Here is a 16979-nt window from a genome sequence, read left to right as displayed (position 1 = left end):
GAGACGGGGTGGCGACAGGAGGACCGCGCGATGGCGAGCAGTACGGCACACACGCCGCCACGGCCCATGCGTGCCGACGCGCGCCGCAACTACGAGCGGCTGCTCGGCGAGGCCCGCACCAGCTTCGCCGAGCACGGTACGGACACCTCGCTGGAGGACATCGCGCGCCGTGCGGGCGTGGGGATCGGCACGCTCTACCGGCACTTCCCCAACCGGCACGCGCTGCTGAACGCGGTCTTCAAGGAAGCGCTTGCCGACCTGCTCCAGCGCTCCCATGACCTCGCGGAGTCGGAGAGTCCGTGCCGCGCGCTGACGGAATGGCTGCGCGCCGTGATCACTCATGCGGGTGAGTATCAGGGGCTCTCGCGGGCGCTCATGTCGGCGTCCAACGACGAGAGTTCGGCGCTGTCGGAGTGCAGCGGCCCGATGCGTGAGGCGGGCGCGCGGCTGCTGCTGCGGGCCCAGGAGTCGGGGGACGTACGGGCCGGCGTCTCCATCAGGGACCTGCTCCAGCTCACGAACGCGATCGCGCTGGCGGCGGAACAGTCACCGGACGACCCGAAGCTGGCGGACCGCCTGCTGACGCTGACGCTGACGGGCCTCAAGACCTCGTAGGGCCCGGCCCGCCGCCTCCCGTCCCGTCGCCGGACGCCCGTTGCCGGATGCCCGTTGCCGACCACCGGCGTTCGGCCGCCACCGGCGTTCGACTACCACTCGGCGTTCGGCTGCCACCGGCTTCCACCACCGGCGTTCGGCTACCGCCTACCGGCGGCGAAGGTCCGCCACCCGCGCCCTCTCGCCCGTCTCCTGCGGCCCCAACGGACCTACCGATCCCCGGAGTTGACCTCCGGGTCCACCGGGCCCTCCGGAGCCACCGGGCCCGCCGAGTCCCGCCCCGGGTCCGGCCGCATGCGTACGGCGCTGCCCCGGCAGGGGTACGTCGCGACGGCCCCGGCTGCCCGGCGGCATCACATCGCTCCCGGCCGCACCACCGGCCGCCTCGGCACCACCGGTCCCGCAGCTCGCCCCCGTACCGGCGACCGAGACCCGTACGCCCTGGTCCGCCAGTGCCTGGAGCTCCGCCCCGGCACGGTCGTCGTGCGCGGGCGGCTCGTCGGTCACCAGCCGGCTGATGAGGTCGGTGGGCACCGTCTGGAACATCGTGTCGGTGCCGAGCTTCGTGTGGTCGGCGAGGACCACGACCTCGGCAGCCGCCTGGACCAGCGCGCGGTCGACGCTCGCCGAGAGCATGTTGGACGTGGACAGCCCGCGCTCGGCGGTCAGCCCGCTCCCGGAGAGGAACGCGCGGGTGACCCGCAGCCCCTGGAGGGACTGCTCGGCCCCGCTGCCGACCAGCGCGTAGTTCGAGCCGCGCAGCGTGCCGCCGGTCATGACGACTTCGACACGGTTGGCGTGCGCGAGGGCCTGCGCGACCAGCAGGGAGTTGGTGACGACGGTCAGACCGGGGATCCGCGCGAGCCGGCGGGCCAGCTCCTGCGTGGTCGTACCGGCGCCGACGACGACGGCTTCGCCCTCTTCGACGAAGCTCGCGGCGAGGTCGGCGATGGCGGTCTTCTCCGCCGTCGCGAGATGGGACTTTTGCGGAAAGCCGGATTCTCGCGTGAATCCCCCCGGCAGTACCGCACCGCCGTGCCGGCGGTCGAGGAGTCCTTCCGCCTCAAGTGCCCGCACGTCCCGCCGTACGGTCACTTCGGAGGTCTGGACGACGCGGGCGAGCTCACGGAGCGACACGGCTCCGTTGGCTCGCACCATTTCAAGGATCAATTGGCGACGTTCTGCAGCGAACACGAAACTGACAGTAACCCCAATGACCGTCTGCTTTCAGCAGTTTGCGCCGAATAACAGAAGTTGTGCACGAACGAACGTGCCTGATGGTATAGAGGCATCATGCCCGCTCGGGCACCCGTCGAAGCCCGCAGAAAGGGCTTACGGGCGGCGCGTGCGCCCGAACGGGTCGGGAGGGACAGCCGGAGACCTCTGAGGCTCCTGGGACCGAAGCCGCCGGCCGCCGGCCGCGGGGGTCAGCTCTCCTCGGCCGTCTTCCGCGTGTGCAACTGCCGTGCCACTTCCGCGATCGAACCCGACAGGGACGGATAGACCGTGAACGTATTCGCGATCTGCTCGACCGTCAGGTTGTTGTCGACGGCCAGCGCGATGGGGTGGATCAGCTCACTCGCGCGCGGCGAGACGACCACACCACCCACCACGATGCCCGTGCCGGGCCGGGCGAAGATCTTGACGAAGCCGTCCCTGATGCCCTGCATCTTCGCGCGCGGGTTGCGCAGCAGCGGCAGCTTGACGACGCGCGCGTCGATCTTCCCGCCGTCGACGTCCGCCTGGCTGTAGCCGACGGTGGCGATCTCCGGGTCGGTGAAGACGTTCGAGGAGACCGTCTTGAGGTTGAGCGGCGTGACCGCGTCGCCCAGGAAGTGGTACATCGCGATCCGGCCCTGCATGGCCGCGACCGACGCGAGCGCGAAGATCCCGGTGACGTCACCGGCCGCGTAGACGCCCGGCGCCGAGGTGCGGGAGACCCGGTCGGTCTTGATGTGGCCCGAGTCCTTGACCAGGACACCGGCCTCCTCCAGGCCCATGCCCTCGGTGTTCGGGATCGCGCCGACGGCCATCAGGCAGTGCGTACCGGAGATGACCCGGCCGTCGGAGAGGGTGACCTCGACGCGGTCGCCCACCCGCTTGGCGGCCTCGGCGCGGGAGCGCGACATGACGTTCATGCCGCGGCGGCGGAAGACGTCCTCCAGCACGGCGGCGGCGTCCGGGTCCTCGCCGGGCAGCACGCGGTCGCGGGACGAGACGAGGGTGACCCGGGAGCCCAGCGCCTGGTAGGCGCCGGCGAACTCGGCGCCGGTGACGCCGGAGCCGACCACGATCAGTTCCTCGGGCAGCTCGTCGAGGTCGTACACCTGCGTCCAGTTCAGGATCCGCTCGCCGTCCGGCAGCGCGTCCGGGATCTCGCGCGGGTGGGCGCCGGTGGCGATCAGGACGGCGTCGGCGGTGAGGGACTCCTCCGTGCCGTCCGCCGCGGTCACGACGACCTGGCGCGAGCCGTCCATGGCCTGCCGGCCCGCCAGCCGGCCCCGGCCGCGCATGACGCGGGCGCCCGCGCGGGTGACGGAGGCCGTGATGTCGTGGGACTGGGCGAGCGCGAGCCGCTTCACCCGTCGGTTGACCTTGCCGAGGTCGACACCGACCACCCGGGCGGCCTGCTCGGAGGGGGTGTCGTCGGCGACGATGATGCCCAGTTCCTCGTACGAGGAGTCGAAGGTGGTCATCACCTCGGCGGTCGCGATGAGGGTCTTGGACGGTACGCAGTCGGTGAGCACCGACGCGCCGCCGAGTCCGTCGCAGTCGACGACGGTCACCTCGGCGCCGAGCTGGGCGCCGACGAGCGCCGCCTCGTATCCGCCGGGTCCGCCACCGATGATCACGATCCGGGTCACGAAAAAGTCCGCCTCGCGTTGTCAACCCGGCCCGTCTGCCACCCCGGCCGGGGTTCCGGGGGATGCCCCGGGGGATGCAGTACGTACTCCATTGTCCCGCACGCTTCAAGTAGCTTCGCCCCGGGTCCCTCCATCCGGGCGCGGCCCCCGCCGCGCGGCCTCCCCTCCGGGGCGCGCACGGCTCCCCACCTGCGACCGCGTACACCCCCGGGCCCCGCGGGCCTCCGTACACCACCCGTACGACGGGCCCACGCGCCCCACCCCGCCCGGACCGGTGCACCGGCGGCCACGGCCACACCTCCCGTACCCTCAATCCCATGTCGCTCTACGCCGCGTACGCCGGCAACCTCGACGCGCGGCTGATGACCCGCCGCGCCCCGCACTCCCCGCTGCGCGGCACCGGCTGGCTCAACGGCTGGCGGCTCACCTTCGGCGGGGAACAGATGGGCTGGGAGGGCGCGCTCGCCACGATCGTGGAGGCGCCCCGCTCACAGGTCTTCGTCGCGCTGTACGACCTGGCGCCGATGGACGAGGACTCCATGGACCGCTGGGAGGGCGTGGGGCTCGACATCTACCGGCGGATGCGCGTACGGGTGCACACGCTGGACGGCGAGGAGCCGACCTGGCTGTACGTCCTGAACGGGTACGAGGGCGGGCTGCCCTCGGCGCGCTACCTGGGCGAGCTGGCCGACGCGGCGGAGTCGGCGGGGGCCCCGCACGACTACGTGATGGAGCTGCGCAAGCGCCCGTGCTGAGACGGCGCCCGGCGCCTGGTCCGCGCAGCACGGCGCGGCACGGCGGGGCCCGGTTCGGCCCGGTTCATCCGGACAGACGCGTACGACGGGACAGATCCGGCCAACCTCGCCCCTGCCCCTGCCCTGAAAGTGCCCAGGGCCTCCCCCGGGGCTTCCTCCCTCCCGGCCCTTTCGTCTCCTTTCGCCGGAAACAGCCACACAACGATATGGAGACCGTGCCCAATACATCTACGCGCGTAGGGCATGACCGGCTACCCTCATCCGCGTGAACGCATCTGTTATCCCGGCCAACGCCGACGGACCCGCCGACCCTCTTGCCGCCGCCGACGCCGCGGCCGCCACGCTGCGCGAGCTGACCGGCGCCGAGACCCATGACGTCGCCCTGGTGATGGGTTCCGGCTGGGCGCCGGCCGTCGACGCGCTCGGCGCGCCCGAGGCGGAGTTCCCCGTGACCGAGCTGCCGGGCTTCCCGCCGCCCGCGGTGGAGGGCCACGGAGGCCGGATCCGCTCGTACAGAATCGCCGAGAAGCGCGCCCTGGTCTTCCTGGGCCGCACGCACTACTACGAGGGCCGCGGCGTCGCCTCCGTCGCGCACGGTGTCCGTACGGCCGTCGCCGCCGGCTGCAAGACGATCATCCTGACCAACGGCTGCGGCGGCCTGCGCGAGGGCATGCGCCCCGGCCAGCCCGTGCTGATCAGCGACCACATCAACCTGACGGCCGTCTCCCCGATCGTCGGCGCGAACTTCGTGGACCTGACGGATCTGTACTCGCCGCGGCTGCGCGCGCTGTGCAAGGAGATCGAGCCGGGTCTGGAGGAGGGGGTGTACGTCCAGTTCACGGGGCCGCACTACGAGACCCCCGCCGAGATCAACATGGTCCGCGCGATGGGCGGCGACCTCGTCGGCATGTCCACCGTCCTGGAGGCCATCGCGGCCCGCGAGGCGGGCGCCGAGGTCCTGGGCATCTCCCTGGTCACCAATCTGGCGGCGGGCATCTCGGGCGCCCCCCTCAACCACGAGGAGGTCCTTCAGGCGGGCCGCGACTCGGCCACCCAGATGGGCGCGCTGCTGGCGCGGGTGCTCGACCGTATCTGACCTGCTCGACCGCGTCCGACCTGACCGTCCCCCTCCTCTCGCCCCGCCGCCCCACCCGCCGAAGACGCCACCCGCAGGAGCAGGCCCATGCACCAGAACGCGCATCAGGACCCCGCCCGCCAGGACCTCCTCGTCCGCGCCAAGACCTGGCAGGCCGAGGACCCGGACAGCGAGACCCGTGAGGAACTGGGCGAACTCATCGAAGCCGCCGGCGCCGGGGATCTCGACGCCCTGGCGGAACGGTTCGCGGGGACGCTCCAGTTCGGTACGGCCGGGCTCCGCGGCGAGCTGGGCGCCGGGCCCATGCGGATGAACCGCGCCGTGGTCATCCGCGCCGCGGCCGGCCTCGCCGCGTACCTGAGGGCGCGGGGCGACGGGGACGGCCTGGTGGTCGTCGGGTACGACGCCCGCTACAAGTCCGCCGACTTCGCCCGGGACACCGTGGCCGTGATGACCGGCGCGGGCCTGCGCGCCGCCCTGCTGCCCCGGCCGCTGCCCACGCCCGTCCTGGCCTTCGCCGTACGGCACCTCGGGGCCGTCGCGGGCGTGGAGGTCACCGCCAGCCACAATCCGCCCCGCGACAACGGCTACAAGGTCTACCTGGGCGGCGACTCGGGTGGCTCGCAGATCGTGCCGCCCGCCGACGCGGAGATCGCCGCCCGGATCGCCGCGGTGGGCGCGCTGGACACGGTGGACCGCCCCGAATCCGGCTGGGACGTCCTCGGCGACGAGATCCTGGCCGCGTATCTGGCCCGTACGGACGCGGTCCTCTCCCCCGGCTCCCCGCGCACCGCGCGCGTCGTCCACACGGCACTGCACGGCGTCGGTACGGAGACGGTGCTCGCCGCCTTCGCCCGCGCCGGCTTCCCCGCGCCCGTCCCCGTACCGGAACAGGCCGAGCCCGATCCGGCCTTCCCGACGGTCGCGTTCCCCAACCCGGAGGAGCCGGGCGCGATGGACCTGGCCTTCGCCACGGCCCGCCGCGTCCGCCCCGACCTGATCATCGCCAACGACCCGGACGCGGACCGCTGCGCGGTGGCCGTCCCCGACGCGTCGGCCGACGCGGGGTGGCGGATGCTGCGCGGCGACGAGGTCGGCGCGCTGCTGGCCGCGCACCTCGTGGCGCGGGGCGCGAGGGGCACGTTCGCCGCGTCGATCGTCTCGTCCTCCCTCCTCGGCCGGATCGCGGCCGCGGCGGGGCTCGGGTACGAGGAGACGCTGACCGGCTTCAAGTGGATCGCGCGCGCCGAGGGCCTGCGGTACGGGTACGAGGAGGCGCTCGGCTACTGCGTCGACCCCGAGGGCGTACGCGACAAGGACGGCATCACGGCGGCGCTGCTCGTGGCCGAACTGGCCTCGGAGCTGAAGGAGTCGGGCCGTACGCTCACGGACGTCCTGGATGATCTCTCCGTCGCCCACGGCCTGCACGCCACGGACCAGCTCTCCGTCCGCGTCCAGGACCTGTCGCTGATCGCCGACGCCATGCGCCGGCTGCGCGAGCACCCGCCGGCCGAGCTGGCGGGCCTGCGGGTCTCGGCCGCCGAGGACCTGTCCGCCGGCGCGGACACGCTCCCCCCGACCGACGGCCTGCGCTACCACCTGGACGGCGCGTACCGGGCGCGCGTCATCGTCCGCCCGAGCGGCACGGAGCCCAAGCTCAAGTGCTACCTGGAGGCGGTGATCCCGGTCGCCGACGCCTCGGCGCTGCCGACGGCCCGTACGACGGCGGAGGACCTGCTCACCGCGCTGAAGCGGGACCTGGCCAGGGCGGCGGGCATCGAGGGCGTCTGAGCCGCCCCCTGCGAACGGCCGGGTAGGGTACGGCGGCAGCGGGGATCAGCGGTGGTGATGGAGGCGGCGGGCACCGTGGGGGCTGTGGAGACGTTCAAGGCGCTGAGCGCGAACGACCCGGTGGAGGTCGGTCCGTACCGCATCGTGGCACGGCTGGGCGCGGGCGGCATGGGCAGCGTCTATCTGGGGCGCTCGCCCGGCGGCCGTACCGTCGCCGTGAAGGTGGTCCGCCCCGACCTGGCGGAGGACGCGCAGTTCCGGCGCCGGTTCGCGCGCGAGGTGGCCGCGGTGGTGCGCGTGAACGGCTCCTTCACGGCGGGCGTCGTGGACGCGGATCCGGAGGGGACCCCGCCCTGGCTGGCCACGGTGTACGTACCGGGGATGGCGCTGGGCGAGGCGGTGACCGAGCACGGGCCGTGGCCGGTACGGCAGGTCCTGGCGCTCGGCGCGGGGCTGGCGGAGGCGCTGGAGGCGATCCACGCGGCGGGGGTGGTGCACCGGGACCTCAAACCGTCGAACATCCTCCTCGCGCCGGACGGGCCGCGCGTCATCGACTTCGGGATCTCGGTGTTCGGCGAGGCCAGCAGGCTGACCCAGACGGGCATGACGGTGGGCACCGCCGGATTCATGTCCCCCGAACAGCTCACGGGCGGCGCGATCGGCCCGGCCAGTGACGTGTTCGCCTTCGGATCGGTCCTCACCTACACCGCCACGGGAACGGGCCCCTTCGGCGCGGGAACGGCGCACGTCCTGCACTACCGGACGGTGTACGAGCGCCCCGCCCTGGACGCCCTGCCGGACGAGCTGCGGCCGTTGGTGGCCGCGTGCCTGGCCAAGGCCCCGGAGGACCGCCCGTCGGTGGCGGACCTCGTACGGCGGCTGGCCGAGGCGGCGGGGGGCGACACGCTCCACCTGACCGGCGGGAACCACGGGCAGGGGCCCGACTGGTTCCCGGCCGCGGTAGGGGCGACGCTGCACCAGCGCTCCACGGCAACCCGTCCGGCGGAACCACCGCCGCCCACCTCCCCGCCGAGCGGTCCGCCCGCCGGGGTCACGCGCCGCAGGGCCCTGTTCGGCCTGGCGGGCGTCGCGGCGGCGGGCATCGGCTACGGCGGCTGGGCAGCGCTCGGCGACGGAGGAGAATACGGCCCCGACGGGACGGCGGACACCCCGGCGAAGCAGCCGGGCAGCCGGCTCTGGACGTCGTCCGTGGTCGCCGACGGGGGCGATGTGGGCGACGGGGTCGACGGCGCCGACCAGACGGACGCGGTGCCGGCGGTGGCCGGCGGCCTGGTCTACGTCGCCACCCGGAAGAGCCTGTACGCGGTGACGGCCGACCGGGGCACCCGCCGCTGGACGTACACCCCCGACCTCGGGGAGGACACGCTGACCCAGCTCCCCGCACCGGCCAAGGGCGGCACGGTCTGCCTGGGAGCGGGCGGCGCCCTGCACGCCGTACGCGCGGACACCGGCACACGGAAATGGACCGCACCGGCGGACGGCGGCGCCTACGCGATCCCGGTGGTGTCCGGCGGCACGGTCTACGTGAACAGCAGGGGCGAGCCCGACTCCGGCCGCCCCGGAGTCCTCTACGCGGTCGCCGCGGCCACCGGCGAGGAACGCTGGCGCCACGGCTCCGCCCCCGGCACCTCCTACACCCTCGGCCCGGCGGTGGCCGACGGCACCGTCTGTGTCGGCAGCGAGACGGCGCTGCACGGCCTGGACAGGGCGGGCGGCGGACAGAAGTGGACGTACGCCGGGGAGGACCAGGCGTTCACGGAAGTGACGGCATCCGGTACGACGCTCTACATCAGCACCATCGTCGACGCCGGCCGCTCCTACCGCCTCCAGGCGATATCCACGGAGACCGGCCAACCGACCTGGCAGACCGACCCCGACGACTCCGCCTACGGCAGCGACGCCTTCGGCACCCCGGTGGCGGCCGGGAACCTCGTCTACACGAGCAGCGCGTCCGGCAGCCTGTACGCGCTGCACGCGAAGACCGGCAGGGTCAAGTGGCGCATCCCCCTGGCGGAGACCCTGACGCGCCCGACGCTCGCGAACGGCGTCGCGTACGTCGTCGGGGACGGCACCCTCTACGCCCTGGACGCGACAACAGGCAGAACAAAGTGGACCCACGCCACCAAGGCCCGCATCGCCGCACCCCCGGCGGTCGCGAACGGCACGGCCTACCTCAGCAGCACATCGGGCACGCTGTACGCGATAACGCTCTGACCGGGGCCCACTCCACCTACTGGCTCCTGGCTACTGGCTCACCTGTGGGCTCACCTGTGGGGCTGTCCCGCCACACGCATCAGCCAGTCATCGAACACGGCAAGGTCCGTCGCGGCGAGGCCGGTCATGGAATCCACCCGGTGGAGCAGCGCGGGCCCTTGGTGGTGCGCCGACACCCAGGCGCGATCAGGGGCGGTGATCTCGTCGTCGACCCAGATGAACGGCCGCGCCGCCGCAGCGCCGACAAGCGCCCGGGTCTTCCGGTGCACCCCGCGCGCCATGTCCTCCTCGGGCGCGTCCGGCAGCTCCGCCACCGGCAACTCGGGCAGCCCGAGCAGCGGTGCTATCACCGCGTTGGCATCGTGCATCCAGGCGGTGGCCCACACCAGGTCACAGGGCAACGCCAGCAAACGCGGCCCGAGGGTGAGGTCCATCTTCGCCAACTGAGGGTTGGACACCTTCTGCCAGTCCTCCCACCCCTCACGATCCGCAGGCAACCGCCCTCCGCCATAGGGCAGGAGCGTTCCGTCGACGTCCAGGAAGAGCAACGGCCGCGCCGCGTCACCGGTCATGGCCGCACGCTATCGTCGGCGCTGCCCGGCCCGCCGGGGGTTGACCTTGCCGCCGGCGGCAGGGTTGCACGATGACCGGCATGGAGATCACCACGCCGCAGGGCAGCAGGATCGTCGTCGTCACCGGTGCCGGCACCGGCATCGGGCGGGCAACGGCCCGCGCCTTCGCCGCCGAGGGCGCCCGGGTGATCGCGATCGGCCGCCGCAGCGAACCGCTCAAGGAGACGGCCGCCGGGCAGGACCGGATCACACCGCTGCCCGCCGACATCACCGCGGAGGGCGAGCCCGAGCGGATCGTCCAGGCGGTGCGGGAGACGCATGGCCGATGGGACGTACTGGTCAACAACGCCGGCATCGTGCACGCCGGCGCCCTCGGCACCCTGAGTCCGGAGTCGATCACGGCCCAGCTCGCCACGAACCTCATCGCCCCCACGCTGCTGGCCCAAGCCGCGCCGCCGTCCCTGGAGGCGTCGGGCGGAGGAGTGATCGTCAATGTCAGTACGTCGATAGGCCAACGGGCCCGGCCCGGCAACTCGGTCTACGCGGCGACCAAGACGGGCCTGGACCTGCTGACCCGCAGTTGGGCGGTTGAGCTGGCGCCTCGTGGAATCCGGGTGGTGGCGGTCGCGCCGGGCGCGATCGCGACCCCCATCGGCGATCACCAGGGTCTGACACCGGAGCAGATGGCCGCACTGCGGAAGTGGCAGCTCGCACACACACCGCTGGGCCGGATCGGTCGCCCCGAGGAGGTCGCCTGGGCGATCACCCACCTCGCCTCCCCGGCCGCGTCGTTCGTCACCGGCGTCGTCCTCCCCGTCGACGGCGGTGCGGTTGTGGCGTGATAGGGGTGGCCCCGGAGGTGCCACACGTGTGGATCGGCGAGCTGGCCAGGACCACGGGGATGACGGCCCGCGCGCTACGGCACTACGAGCAGGCGGGCTGATCTCCTCCGAACGGGCCCCCAACGGCTACCGCGTCTACGACGAACGGGCGGTGGTACGGGTCCGCAACATCCGCCAACTGCCGGCCGTCGGGCTCACCGTGGACGACGTACGCGTATTCCTGCCATGCCTGGACGCCGATGTGGCCGCCGTACCCCCCCCTCGGACAGGGGCCTGCGGGTCGCGCTGGACCGGCTGACGGTCCTCAACGAACGCATCGACGCCCAGACCAAGATCCGCGACCGCCTGGAAACCGCACTGCGCGAGCGGACCGGCGAACGGATGAGCGCAGGCATGACCGGTCGCGGGACGCGACCGGCCACCGCCACGCCACAGGAGATGCCGCTAAGGGCCGTCCGGTGAGGGCCGGTCCGGTACCGGGACTCCCGCCTCGACGAAGACCGCCGTGACGGCCGCCTCCCAGGTGTACTCCTCACCCTGGACGTAGAAGACCTGGTCGAGTCCCGGCCCGATGGGCTGGTTGGGGAAGGAGGCGTACACGACTTCGTCGCCGATCGGCAGGGCGTAGGTGATCCACGTGTCCGACGCGGCGTCCCAGTCGGGGCCCACCCCGTCGGCGTCCACCGGAATTCCACGCTTGCGCAGTTCGGCGACGAAGAGGTCGGCATTGGCATGGATGGTGTGCAATCCCCGCGCAAGGGCGGACCGTTCCTCCACGAACTCGGCCCAGGTGTAGGACTTGCCGCCCCACCGCAGAGTCCAACCGTCCTCCGGCGTCGCGGACTTCAGAAGGGAGGTGGGGATACCGGGGATCACGAGAACGTCGCCGTAGGAGTTGGGGGCCTCGATGTCGAACTCCAGACTTCCCTCCTCCTCCGACGGCCTGCCCTTTTCGTCGTACCAGAGGACTTCGCAGCCGCGTTCGGTGAGTTCGGCTGCCAGGCCCCGCATGCTCTGTCGGGCGTGATCGGTGGCATCGGCCTGGTCGGTGAGGGGTGGGTACGCGTTGTCGGTCATGCGGGGCATGGTGGCAGACGGGACTGACAGCCGAGGAGTGACGGAGGGGTGGCGTGCCGTCCACCCAGCCCGGGGCCCGCACCCGGATCGCCTGCGGCCTCCTGCCGGCCTCCCGCGGCCTCAGCCCACCAGCAGCAGTACCAGCAGGACCACCAGGCCCGCGGCCGCCGGGGCGATGACCTCGTAGGCCCAGCGGACCACGGGGTCGCCCTGGGCGGTGGTGCGGGAGGTGGCGCGTTCGGCCAGGTCTCGGAGGTCGGCGGTGGTGCGGTCCGCCGTGGCCATTCTGGCCTGGTGGTCCGTGACGTCCACGTTGACCGAGGTCCTGCCGTGCGGGTCGTCGCCCGCCCTGCGGGTCTGCTGGCGGGCGGCGCGCTTGCGCTGACGCAGGGAGACGGGGACCGCCCAGAGCTGGAACTTCCCGTTGTCCCGCGTGAACGCCTCGCACGAGTACGAGGCCCGTATGTCCGTGACCGACCCCCAGGGCAGGTCGATCGTCCGGAACGGGTTCCTGATACGGAGCCGGTCCGCGCCCGCGAAGACCGCCGGGCGCAGGCTGAACGCGGTGATCAGCGGCAGGGCACAGAGCATCCCGGCGAGCGCCAGCCACGGGGTACGGCCCGTGCCCCGGACGAGCGCGTCGATGCCGATCCACAGGACGAGCGCGAGCAGCAGGCCGCCGCCCACGATCCCGCCGGCCGACCGGAAGACACGGTCGGCGTAGACCGGCTCCGTGGGTCCGACCGGCTCTGCGGGTCCGGTCACCCCGGTGGGTCCAGCAGGCTCTGCGGGCCCGGTCGACGGGGCCGGCTCGCCGGGCTCGCTCGCGCCGTCCCGCGCCGGTCCGGACGCCGGGCGCCCGGCCTTCGGCCGCGCGCGGTCGCCACCGGAGGGGCCGTCGGCGGCACCGGGCTCGGGGTCGGACACGGGCCGGGGGCCGGGCTCGGGATCGGGGGCAGGGCTCGTCATACGTCCGATTCTGCCGTACGCCTCCGACAGTCGCGGTTCCCGGCCCCCGCGCACCCGGCCGTACACGAACCACCCCGAGCCCCCGCCGTACACGAACCACCCCGAGCGCCCCGGGTCACAGCTCGGAAACAGCCCCTCCACGGAACCTCACACCCCCTGTACAGGTCGCTACGCGCGTAGATATGCTCATCTGGTGACCATGCCCACCATCACCCCCGCATTCGCTGACGTGACCGCGTCCGACAGCACATTGCGCCGCTTCCTGCACGGGCTGCCCGGCGTCGACGCCGTCGGCCTGGAGGCCCGCGCCGCCGCGCTCGGTACGCGTTCGATCAAGACCACGGCCAAGGCGTACGCCATCGACCTGGCCATCTCCATGATCGACCTGACGACGCTCGAAGGCGCGGACACCCCGGGCAAGGTCCGGGCGCTCGCCGCCAAGGCCGTACGGCCCGATCCGACCGACCGTACGACGCCCGCGACGGCCGCCGTCTGCGTCTATCCGGACATGGCGGAGACCGCGGTCGCCGCGCTCGCCGGGTCCGGGGTGAAGGTCGCCTCCGTCGCCACCGCCTTCCCGGCCGGCCGCGCCGCGCTCGGCGTGAAGCTCGCCGACACGCGTGACGCCGTGGCCGCGGGCGCCGACGAGATCGACATGGTCATCGATCGCGGCGCGTTCCTCGCGGGGCACTACCTCAAGGTGTACGAGGAGATCAGGGCCGTGAAGGAGGCGGCCGGGGCCGCCCGGCTCAAGGTGATCTTCGAGACCGGCGAGCTGTCCACGTACGACAACATCCGCCGCGCGTCCTGGCTCGGCATGATCGCGGGCGCGGACTTCATCAAGACGTCGACCGGCAAGGTCGGGGTCAACGCCACCCCCGCCAACACGCTGCTCATGCTTCAGGCCGTACGCGACTTCCGTGAGCAGACCGGGGTGCAGATCGGGGTGAAGCCCGCGGGCGGCATCCGTTCGACGAAGGACGCGGTCAAGTTCCTGGTGCTGGTCAACGAGACCGCGGGCGCGGACTGGCTGGACAACCACTGGTTCCGCTTCGGCGCATCCAGTCTGCTGAACGACCTGCTGATGCAGCGTCAGAAGCTCAGCACCGGCCGGTACTCCGGCCCCGATTACGTCACGGTGGACTGAGGCAGAGATGGCATCCCGGAGCACACCCAAGAGCACGTCCCCGACCACCGCCGCGAACATCACGGCGAACACCACCGCGAACCCGTTCGCGTACGCGCCCGCCCCCGAGTCCCGCTCGGTCGTCGACATCGCGCCTTCTTACGGGCTGTTCATCGACGGCGAGTTCGGCGAGGCGGCCGAGGGCAAGGTCTTCAAGACCGTCAGCCCGTCCACGGAGGAGGTGCTGTCCGAGGTCGCCCAGGCCGGTGCCGACGACGTGGACCGCGCCGTGCGGGCGGCCCGTAAGGCGTTCGAGAAGTGGTCGGTCCTGCCCGGCGCCGAACGGGCCAAGTACCTGTTCCGTATCGCGCGGATCATCCAGGAGCGTTCGCGCGAACTGGCCGTGCTGGAGACCCTCGACAACGGCAAGCCGATCAAGGAGACCCGCGACGCGGACCTCCCGCTGGTCGCCGCGCACTTCTTCTACTACGCGGGCTGGGCCGACAAGCTCGACCACGCCGGCTACGGCGCCGACCCCCGCCCGCTCGGGGTCGCCGGGCAGGTCATTCCCTGGAACTTCCCGCTCCTCATGCTCGCGTGGAAGATCGCCCCGGCGCTCGCCACCGGCAACACGGTCGTCCTGAAGCCCGCCGAGACGACCCCGCTCTCCGCGCTCTTCTTCGCGGACATCTGCCGTCAGGCCGGGCTCCCCAAGGGCGTCGTCAACATCATCACCGGCGACGGGACGACGGGCGCGGCGCTCGTCGGCCACCCGGGCATCGACAAGGTCGCCTTCACCGGCTCGACCGCCGTCGGCAAGGCCATCGCCCGCGAGATCGCCGGTACGGGCAAGAGGGCCACGCTCGAACTGGGCGGCAAGGGCGCGAACATCGTCTTCGACGACGCCCCGGTCGACCAGGCCGTCGAGGGCATCGTCACGGGCATCTTCTTCAACCAGGGCCAGGTCTGCTGCGCGGGCTCGCGGCTGCTCGTCCAGGAGTCGGTCCACGACGAGGTGCTGGACGCGCTCAAGCGCCGGCTGTCCACGCTGCGCGTGGGCGATCCGCTGGACAAGAACACCGACCTCGGCGCGATCAACTCCGCCGAGCAACTCGCCCGGATCCGGGCGCTGGCCGAGACGGGCGAGGCGGAGGGCGCGGAGCGCTGGTCGCCCGCGTGCGAGCTGCCGTCCGCCGGCTACTGGTTCGCGCCGACGCTCTTCACCAACGTCACGCAGGCGCACACGATCGCCCGGGACGAGATCTTCGGCCCGGTGCTGTCGGTGCTGACGTTCCGTACGCCCGACGAGGCCGTGGCCAAGGCCAACAACACGCAGTACGGCCTCTCCGCGGGCATCTGGACGGAGAAGGGTTCGCGGATCCTCGCGGTCGCGAACAAGCTCCGGGCGGGTGTCGTCTGGGCCAACACGTTCAACAAGTTCGACCCGACCTCGCCCTTCGGCGGCTACAAGGAGTCGGGTTACGGCCGCGAGGGCGGTCGCCACGGCCTGGAGGCGTACCTCGATGTCTAAGGAATCCGCCGGCACTGTCACCGGCCGTCTGAACGTGTTCAAGACCTACAAGCTGTACGTAGGGGGCAAGTTCCCCCGGAGCGAGAGCGGTCGGGTGTACGAAGTGACCGACACGAAGGGCGCCTGGCTGGCCAACGCACCGCTGTCCTCCCGCAAGGACGCCCGGGACGCGGTCGTCGCGGCCCGCAAGGCGTTCGGCGGCTGGTCGGGCGCGACGGCGTACAACCGGGGCCAGGTCCTCTACCGCGTCGCCGAGATGCTGGAGGGCCGCCGGGAGCAGTTCGTACGGGAGGTCGCGGAGGCCGAGGGCCTGTCGAAGCCGAAGGCGGCGGCCGTGGTGGACGCGGCGGTCGACCGCTGGGTCTGGTACGCAGGGTGGACGGACAAGATCGCCCAGATCGCGGGCGGGGCGAACCCGGTCGCCGGGCCGTTCTTCAACCTCTCCACGCCCGAGCCGACGGGTGTCGTCGCGGTCCTGGCGCCGCGTGAGTCGTCGTTCCTGGGGCTGGTCTCGGTGATCGCGCCGGTGATCGCGACGGGCAACACGGCGGTCGTCGTGGCGAGCGAGGCGTCCCCGCTGCCCGCGCTCTCGCTGGGCGAGGTGCTGGCCACGTCCGACGTGCCGGGCGGGGTGGTCAACATCCTCTCGGGCCGTACGGCCGAGCTCGCGGCGCCGCTCGCCGCGCACCAGGACGTCAACGGGATCGACCTGACCGGCGCGGACGAGACGCTGGCCAAGGAGTTGGAGATCGCCGCGGCCGACAACCTCAAGCGCGTACGGCGCCCCCGCGCGACCGGGACCACGGACTGGACGGCCGACCCGGGCACCCGTCGCCTGACGGCCTTCCTGGAGACGAAGACGGTCTGGCACCCGACGGGCAGCCTGGGCGCGTCCGGCTCGGCGTACTGACACCACCCTCGCCGGCCGGAAACGTCTGGCAGGGATGTCCTGCCTTCCCCGAACGAGGGAAGGCAGGACATCCACCGAGGGTCACCCCGGCAGCACCCCCGCCACCTGGCCCACCACCTGCCCCACCAGCGGCATGTCCTTGAGCGAGCCGCTTCCCTTGGTCAGCGGGTCGGTGAGGGGGGCCGTGGAGATCGGCTTGAAGTCCGCCACCTGGGTGCCCACCGCGTTGTCCAGCGGGTCGACGCCCGTACCGGCCAGGGGGTTGAGCTTGAGGGACGTGACCGGGTTCAGGGCGCCCGCCACCCCGTAGCCGAGCGCGCCGGTGAGGGCCTGGCCCGCCGCCTTGCCCGACTCGGCGATCTGGGTCTCCGTGTCGGAGGACGAGGAGGCGGGTGCGGGCGCCGGGGCCGCGTGGGCCGCCGCGCCGCCCAGACCGAGGGCCGCGCCCGCCGCCGTGAGGGTCAGGCCGGCGCGCAGCAGGGTGCGGCGCTGGGCGGGGGGAAGTGCGTGACGTGCCATGGGATGTCCTGTCTGGCCGGATCGAGCAAGCCGTTTGGTAGTGGTGGGTAATCGAAGCGGCACTCACAGTAGTTGAC

General features: G+C 72.5%; 15 protein-coding genes and 1 pseudogene. 10 read left to right on the top strand and 6 right to left on the bottom strand.

What is annotated here, in order from left to right; genetic code table 11:
* Positions 1-30: 30 nt before the first annotated feature.
* Positions 31-615: a TetR family transcriptional regulator gene (locus tag ACIO3P_RS17460; protein ID WP_329828903.1), complete on the top strand. Its 585-nt coding sequence runs from the start codon at positions 31-33 to the stop codon at positions 613-615.
* A 147-nt stretch (positions 616-762) separates the two neighbouring features.
* On the opposite strand, the gene ACIO3P_RS17455 is transcribed toward ACIO3P_RS17460, so the two are convergent.
* Both ACIO3P_RS17455 and ACIO3P_RS17450 read right to left on the bottom strand, forming a co-directional pair.
* Positions 763-1773 carry a DeoR/GlpR family DNA-binding transcription regulator gene (locus ACIO3P_RS17455; RefSeq protein WP_401851677.1) on the bottom strand — a complete coding sequence of 337 codons (1011 nt, stop codon included), beginning with the start codon at positions 1771-1773 and terminating at the stop codon, positions 763-765.
* Between the two features lie 269 nt (positions 1774-2042).
* Complete coding sequence (locus ACIO3P_RS17450) at positions 2043-3479, bottom strand: NAD(P)H-quinone dehydrogenase (protein ID WP_401792407.1); 1437 nt, start codon at positions 3477-3479, stop codon at positions 2043-2045.
* 317 nt (positions 3480-3796) lie between these two features.
* Between ACIO3P_RS17450 and ACIO3P_RS17445 the strand changes: the two genes are divergently transcribed.
* The 4 genes from ACIO3P_RS17445 to ACIO3P_RS17430 all read left to right on the top strand — a co-directional run bounded on the left by ACIO3P_RS17445 (position 3797) and on the right by ACIO3P_RS17430 (position 9356).
* Entirely contained in the window at positions 3797-4234 is a 438-nt protein-coding gene (locus ACIO3P_RS17445; RefSeq protein ID WP_329828899.1) for a gamma-glutamylcyclotransferase, read from the top strand.
* Positions 4235-4499: 265 nt separating this feature from the next.
* Complete coding sequence (locus ACIO3P_RS17440; protein ID WP_329828898.1) at positions 4500-5330, top strand: purine-nucleoside phosphorylase; 831 nt, start codon at positions 4500-4502, stop codon at positions 5328-5330.
* A gap of 87 nt (positions 5331-5417) precedes the next feature.
* The gene (locus ACIO3P_RS17435) at positions 5418-7121 is read left to right on the top strand and encodes a phospho-sugar mutase (protein ID WP_401851680.1); all 1704 of its coding nucleotides are present in this window, start codon (positions 5418-5420) and stop codon (positions 7119-7121) included.
* An 84-nt stretch (positions 7122-7205) separates the two neighbouring features.
* Positions 7206-9356, top strand: coding sequence for a PQQ-binding-like beta-propeller repeat protein (locus tag ACIO3P_RS17430; protein WP_401851683.1), 2151 nt, complete (start codon positions 7206-7208; stop codon positions 9354-9356).
* A 50-nt stretch (positions 9357-9406) separates the two neighbouring features.
* On the opposite strand, the gene ACIO3P_RS17425 is transcribed toward ACIO3P_RS17430, so the two are convergent.
* Positions 9407-9928 (bottom strand): HAD domain-containing protein, encoded by a 522-nt coding sequence (locus ACIO3P_RS17425; protein ID WP_401851685.1) that lies wholly within the window; start codon positions 9926-9928, stop codon positions 9407-9409.
* A gap of 71 nt (positions 9929-9999) precedes the next feature.
* Between ACIO3P_RS17425 and ACIO3P_RS17420 the strand changes: the two genes are divergently transcribed.
* The gene (locus ACIO3P_RS17420) at positions 10000-10770 is read left to right on the top strand and encodes an SDR family NAD(P)-dependent oxidoreductase (protein WP_401851687.1); all 771 of its coding nucleotides are present in this window, start codon (positions 10000-10002) and stop codon (positions 10768-10770) included.
* A gap of 59 nt (positions 10771-10829) precedes the next feature.
* Positions 10830-11232 (top strand): annotated as a pseudogene (locus ACIO3P_RS17415) (MerR family transcriptional regulator).
* Here the strand turns inward: ACIO3P_RS17415 and ACIO3P_RS17410 are convergent.
* Together ACIO3P_RS17410 and ACIO3P_RS17405 are read right to left on the bottom strand one after the other, a co-directional pair.
* Complete coding sequence (locus ACIO3P_RS17410) at positions 11215-11847, bottom strand: hypothetical protein (RefSeq protein WP_401851689.1); 633 nt, start codon at positions 11845-11847, stop codon at positions 11215-11217. The pseudogene ACIO3P_RS17415 and the gene ACIO3P_RS17410 sit on opposite strands and share 18 nt — an antisense overlap.
* A 120-nt stretch (positions 11848-11967) precedes the next feature.
* Positions 11968-12612, bottom strand: a complete 645-nt coding sequence (locus tag ACIO3P_RS17405; RefSeq protein ID WP_401851793.1) for a PH domain-containing protein — start codon at positions 12610-12612, stop codon at positions 11968-11970.
* Positions 12613-13015: 403 nt separating this feature from the next.
* Between ACIO3P_RS17405 and deoC the strand changes: the two genes are divergently transcribed.
* The 3 genes from deoC to ACIO3P_RS17390 are packed head-to-tail and all read left to right on the top strand — an operon-like array spanning position 13016 to position 16383.
* The gene (deoC, locus tag ACIO3P_RS17400) at positions 13016-13963 is read left to right on the top strand and encodes a deoxyribose-phosphate aldolase (RefSeq protein WP_329829661.1); all 948 of its coding nucleotides are present in this window, start codon (positions 13016-13018) and stop codon (positions 13961-13963) included.
* 7 nt (positions 13964-13970) lie between these two features.
* Complete coding sequence (locus tag ACIO3P_RS17395) at positions 13971-15473, top strand: aldehyde dehydrogenase family protein (RefSeq protein ID WP_401851691.1); 1503 nt, start codon at positions 13971-13973, stop codon at positions 15471-15473.
* The gene (locus ACIO3P_RS17390; protein ID WP_329828887.1) at positions 15466-16383 is read left to right on the top strand and encodes an aldehyde dehydrogenase family protein; all 918 of its coding nucleotides are present in this window, start codon (positions 15466-15468) and stop codon (positions 16381-16383) included. Before ACIO3P_RS17395 ends, ACIO3P_RS17390 begins: the two co-directional genes overlap by 8 nt.
* An 81-nt stretch (positions 16384-16464) precedes the next feature.
* Here the strand turns inward: ACIO3P_RS17390 and ACIO3P_RS17385 are convergent, their stop codons facing one another.
* Positions 16465-16902 carry a hypothetical protein gene (locus tag ACIO3P_RS17385; RefSeq protein ID WP_329828886.1) on the bottom strand — a complete coding sequence of 146 codons (438 nt, stop codon included), beginning with the start codon at positions 16900-16902 and terminating at the stop codon, positions 16465-16467.
* Between the last annotated feature and the right edge of the window lie 77 nt (positions 16903-16979).

The organism is Streptomyces sp. NPDC087310 (genome assembly GCF_044744405.1).
Classification (GTDB): domain Bacteria; phylum Actinomycetota; class Actinomycetes; order Streptomycetales; family Streptomycetaceae; genus Streptomyces.
This window is presented reverse-complemented; position numbering and strand designations above follow the sequence as displayed.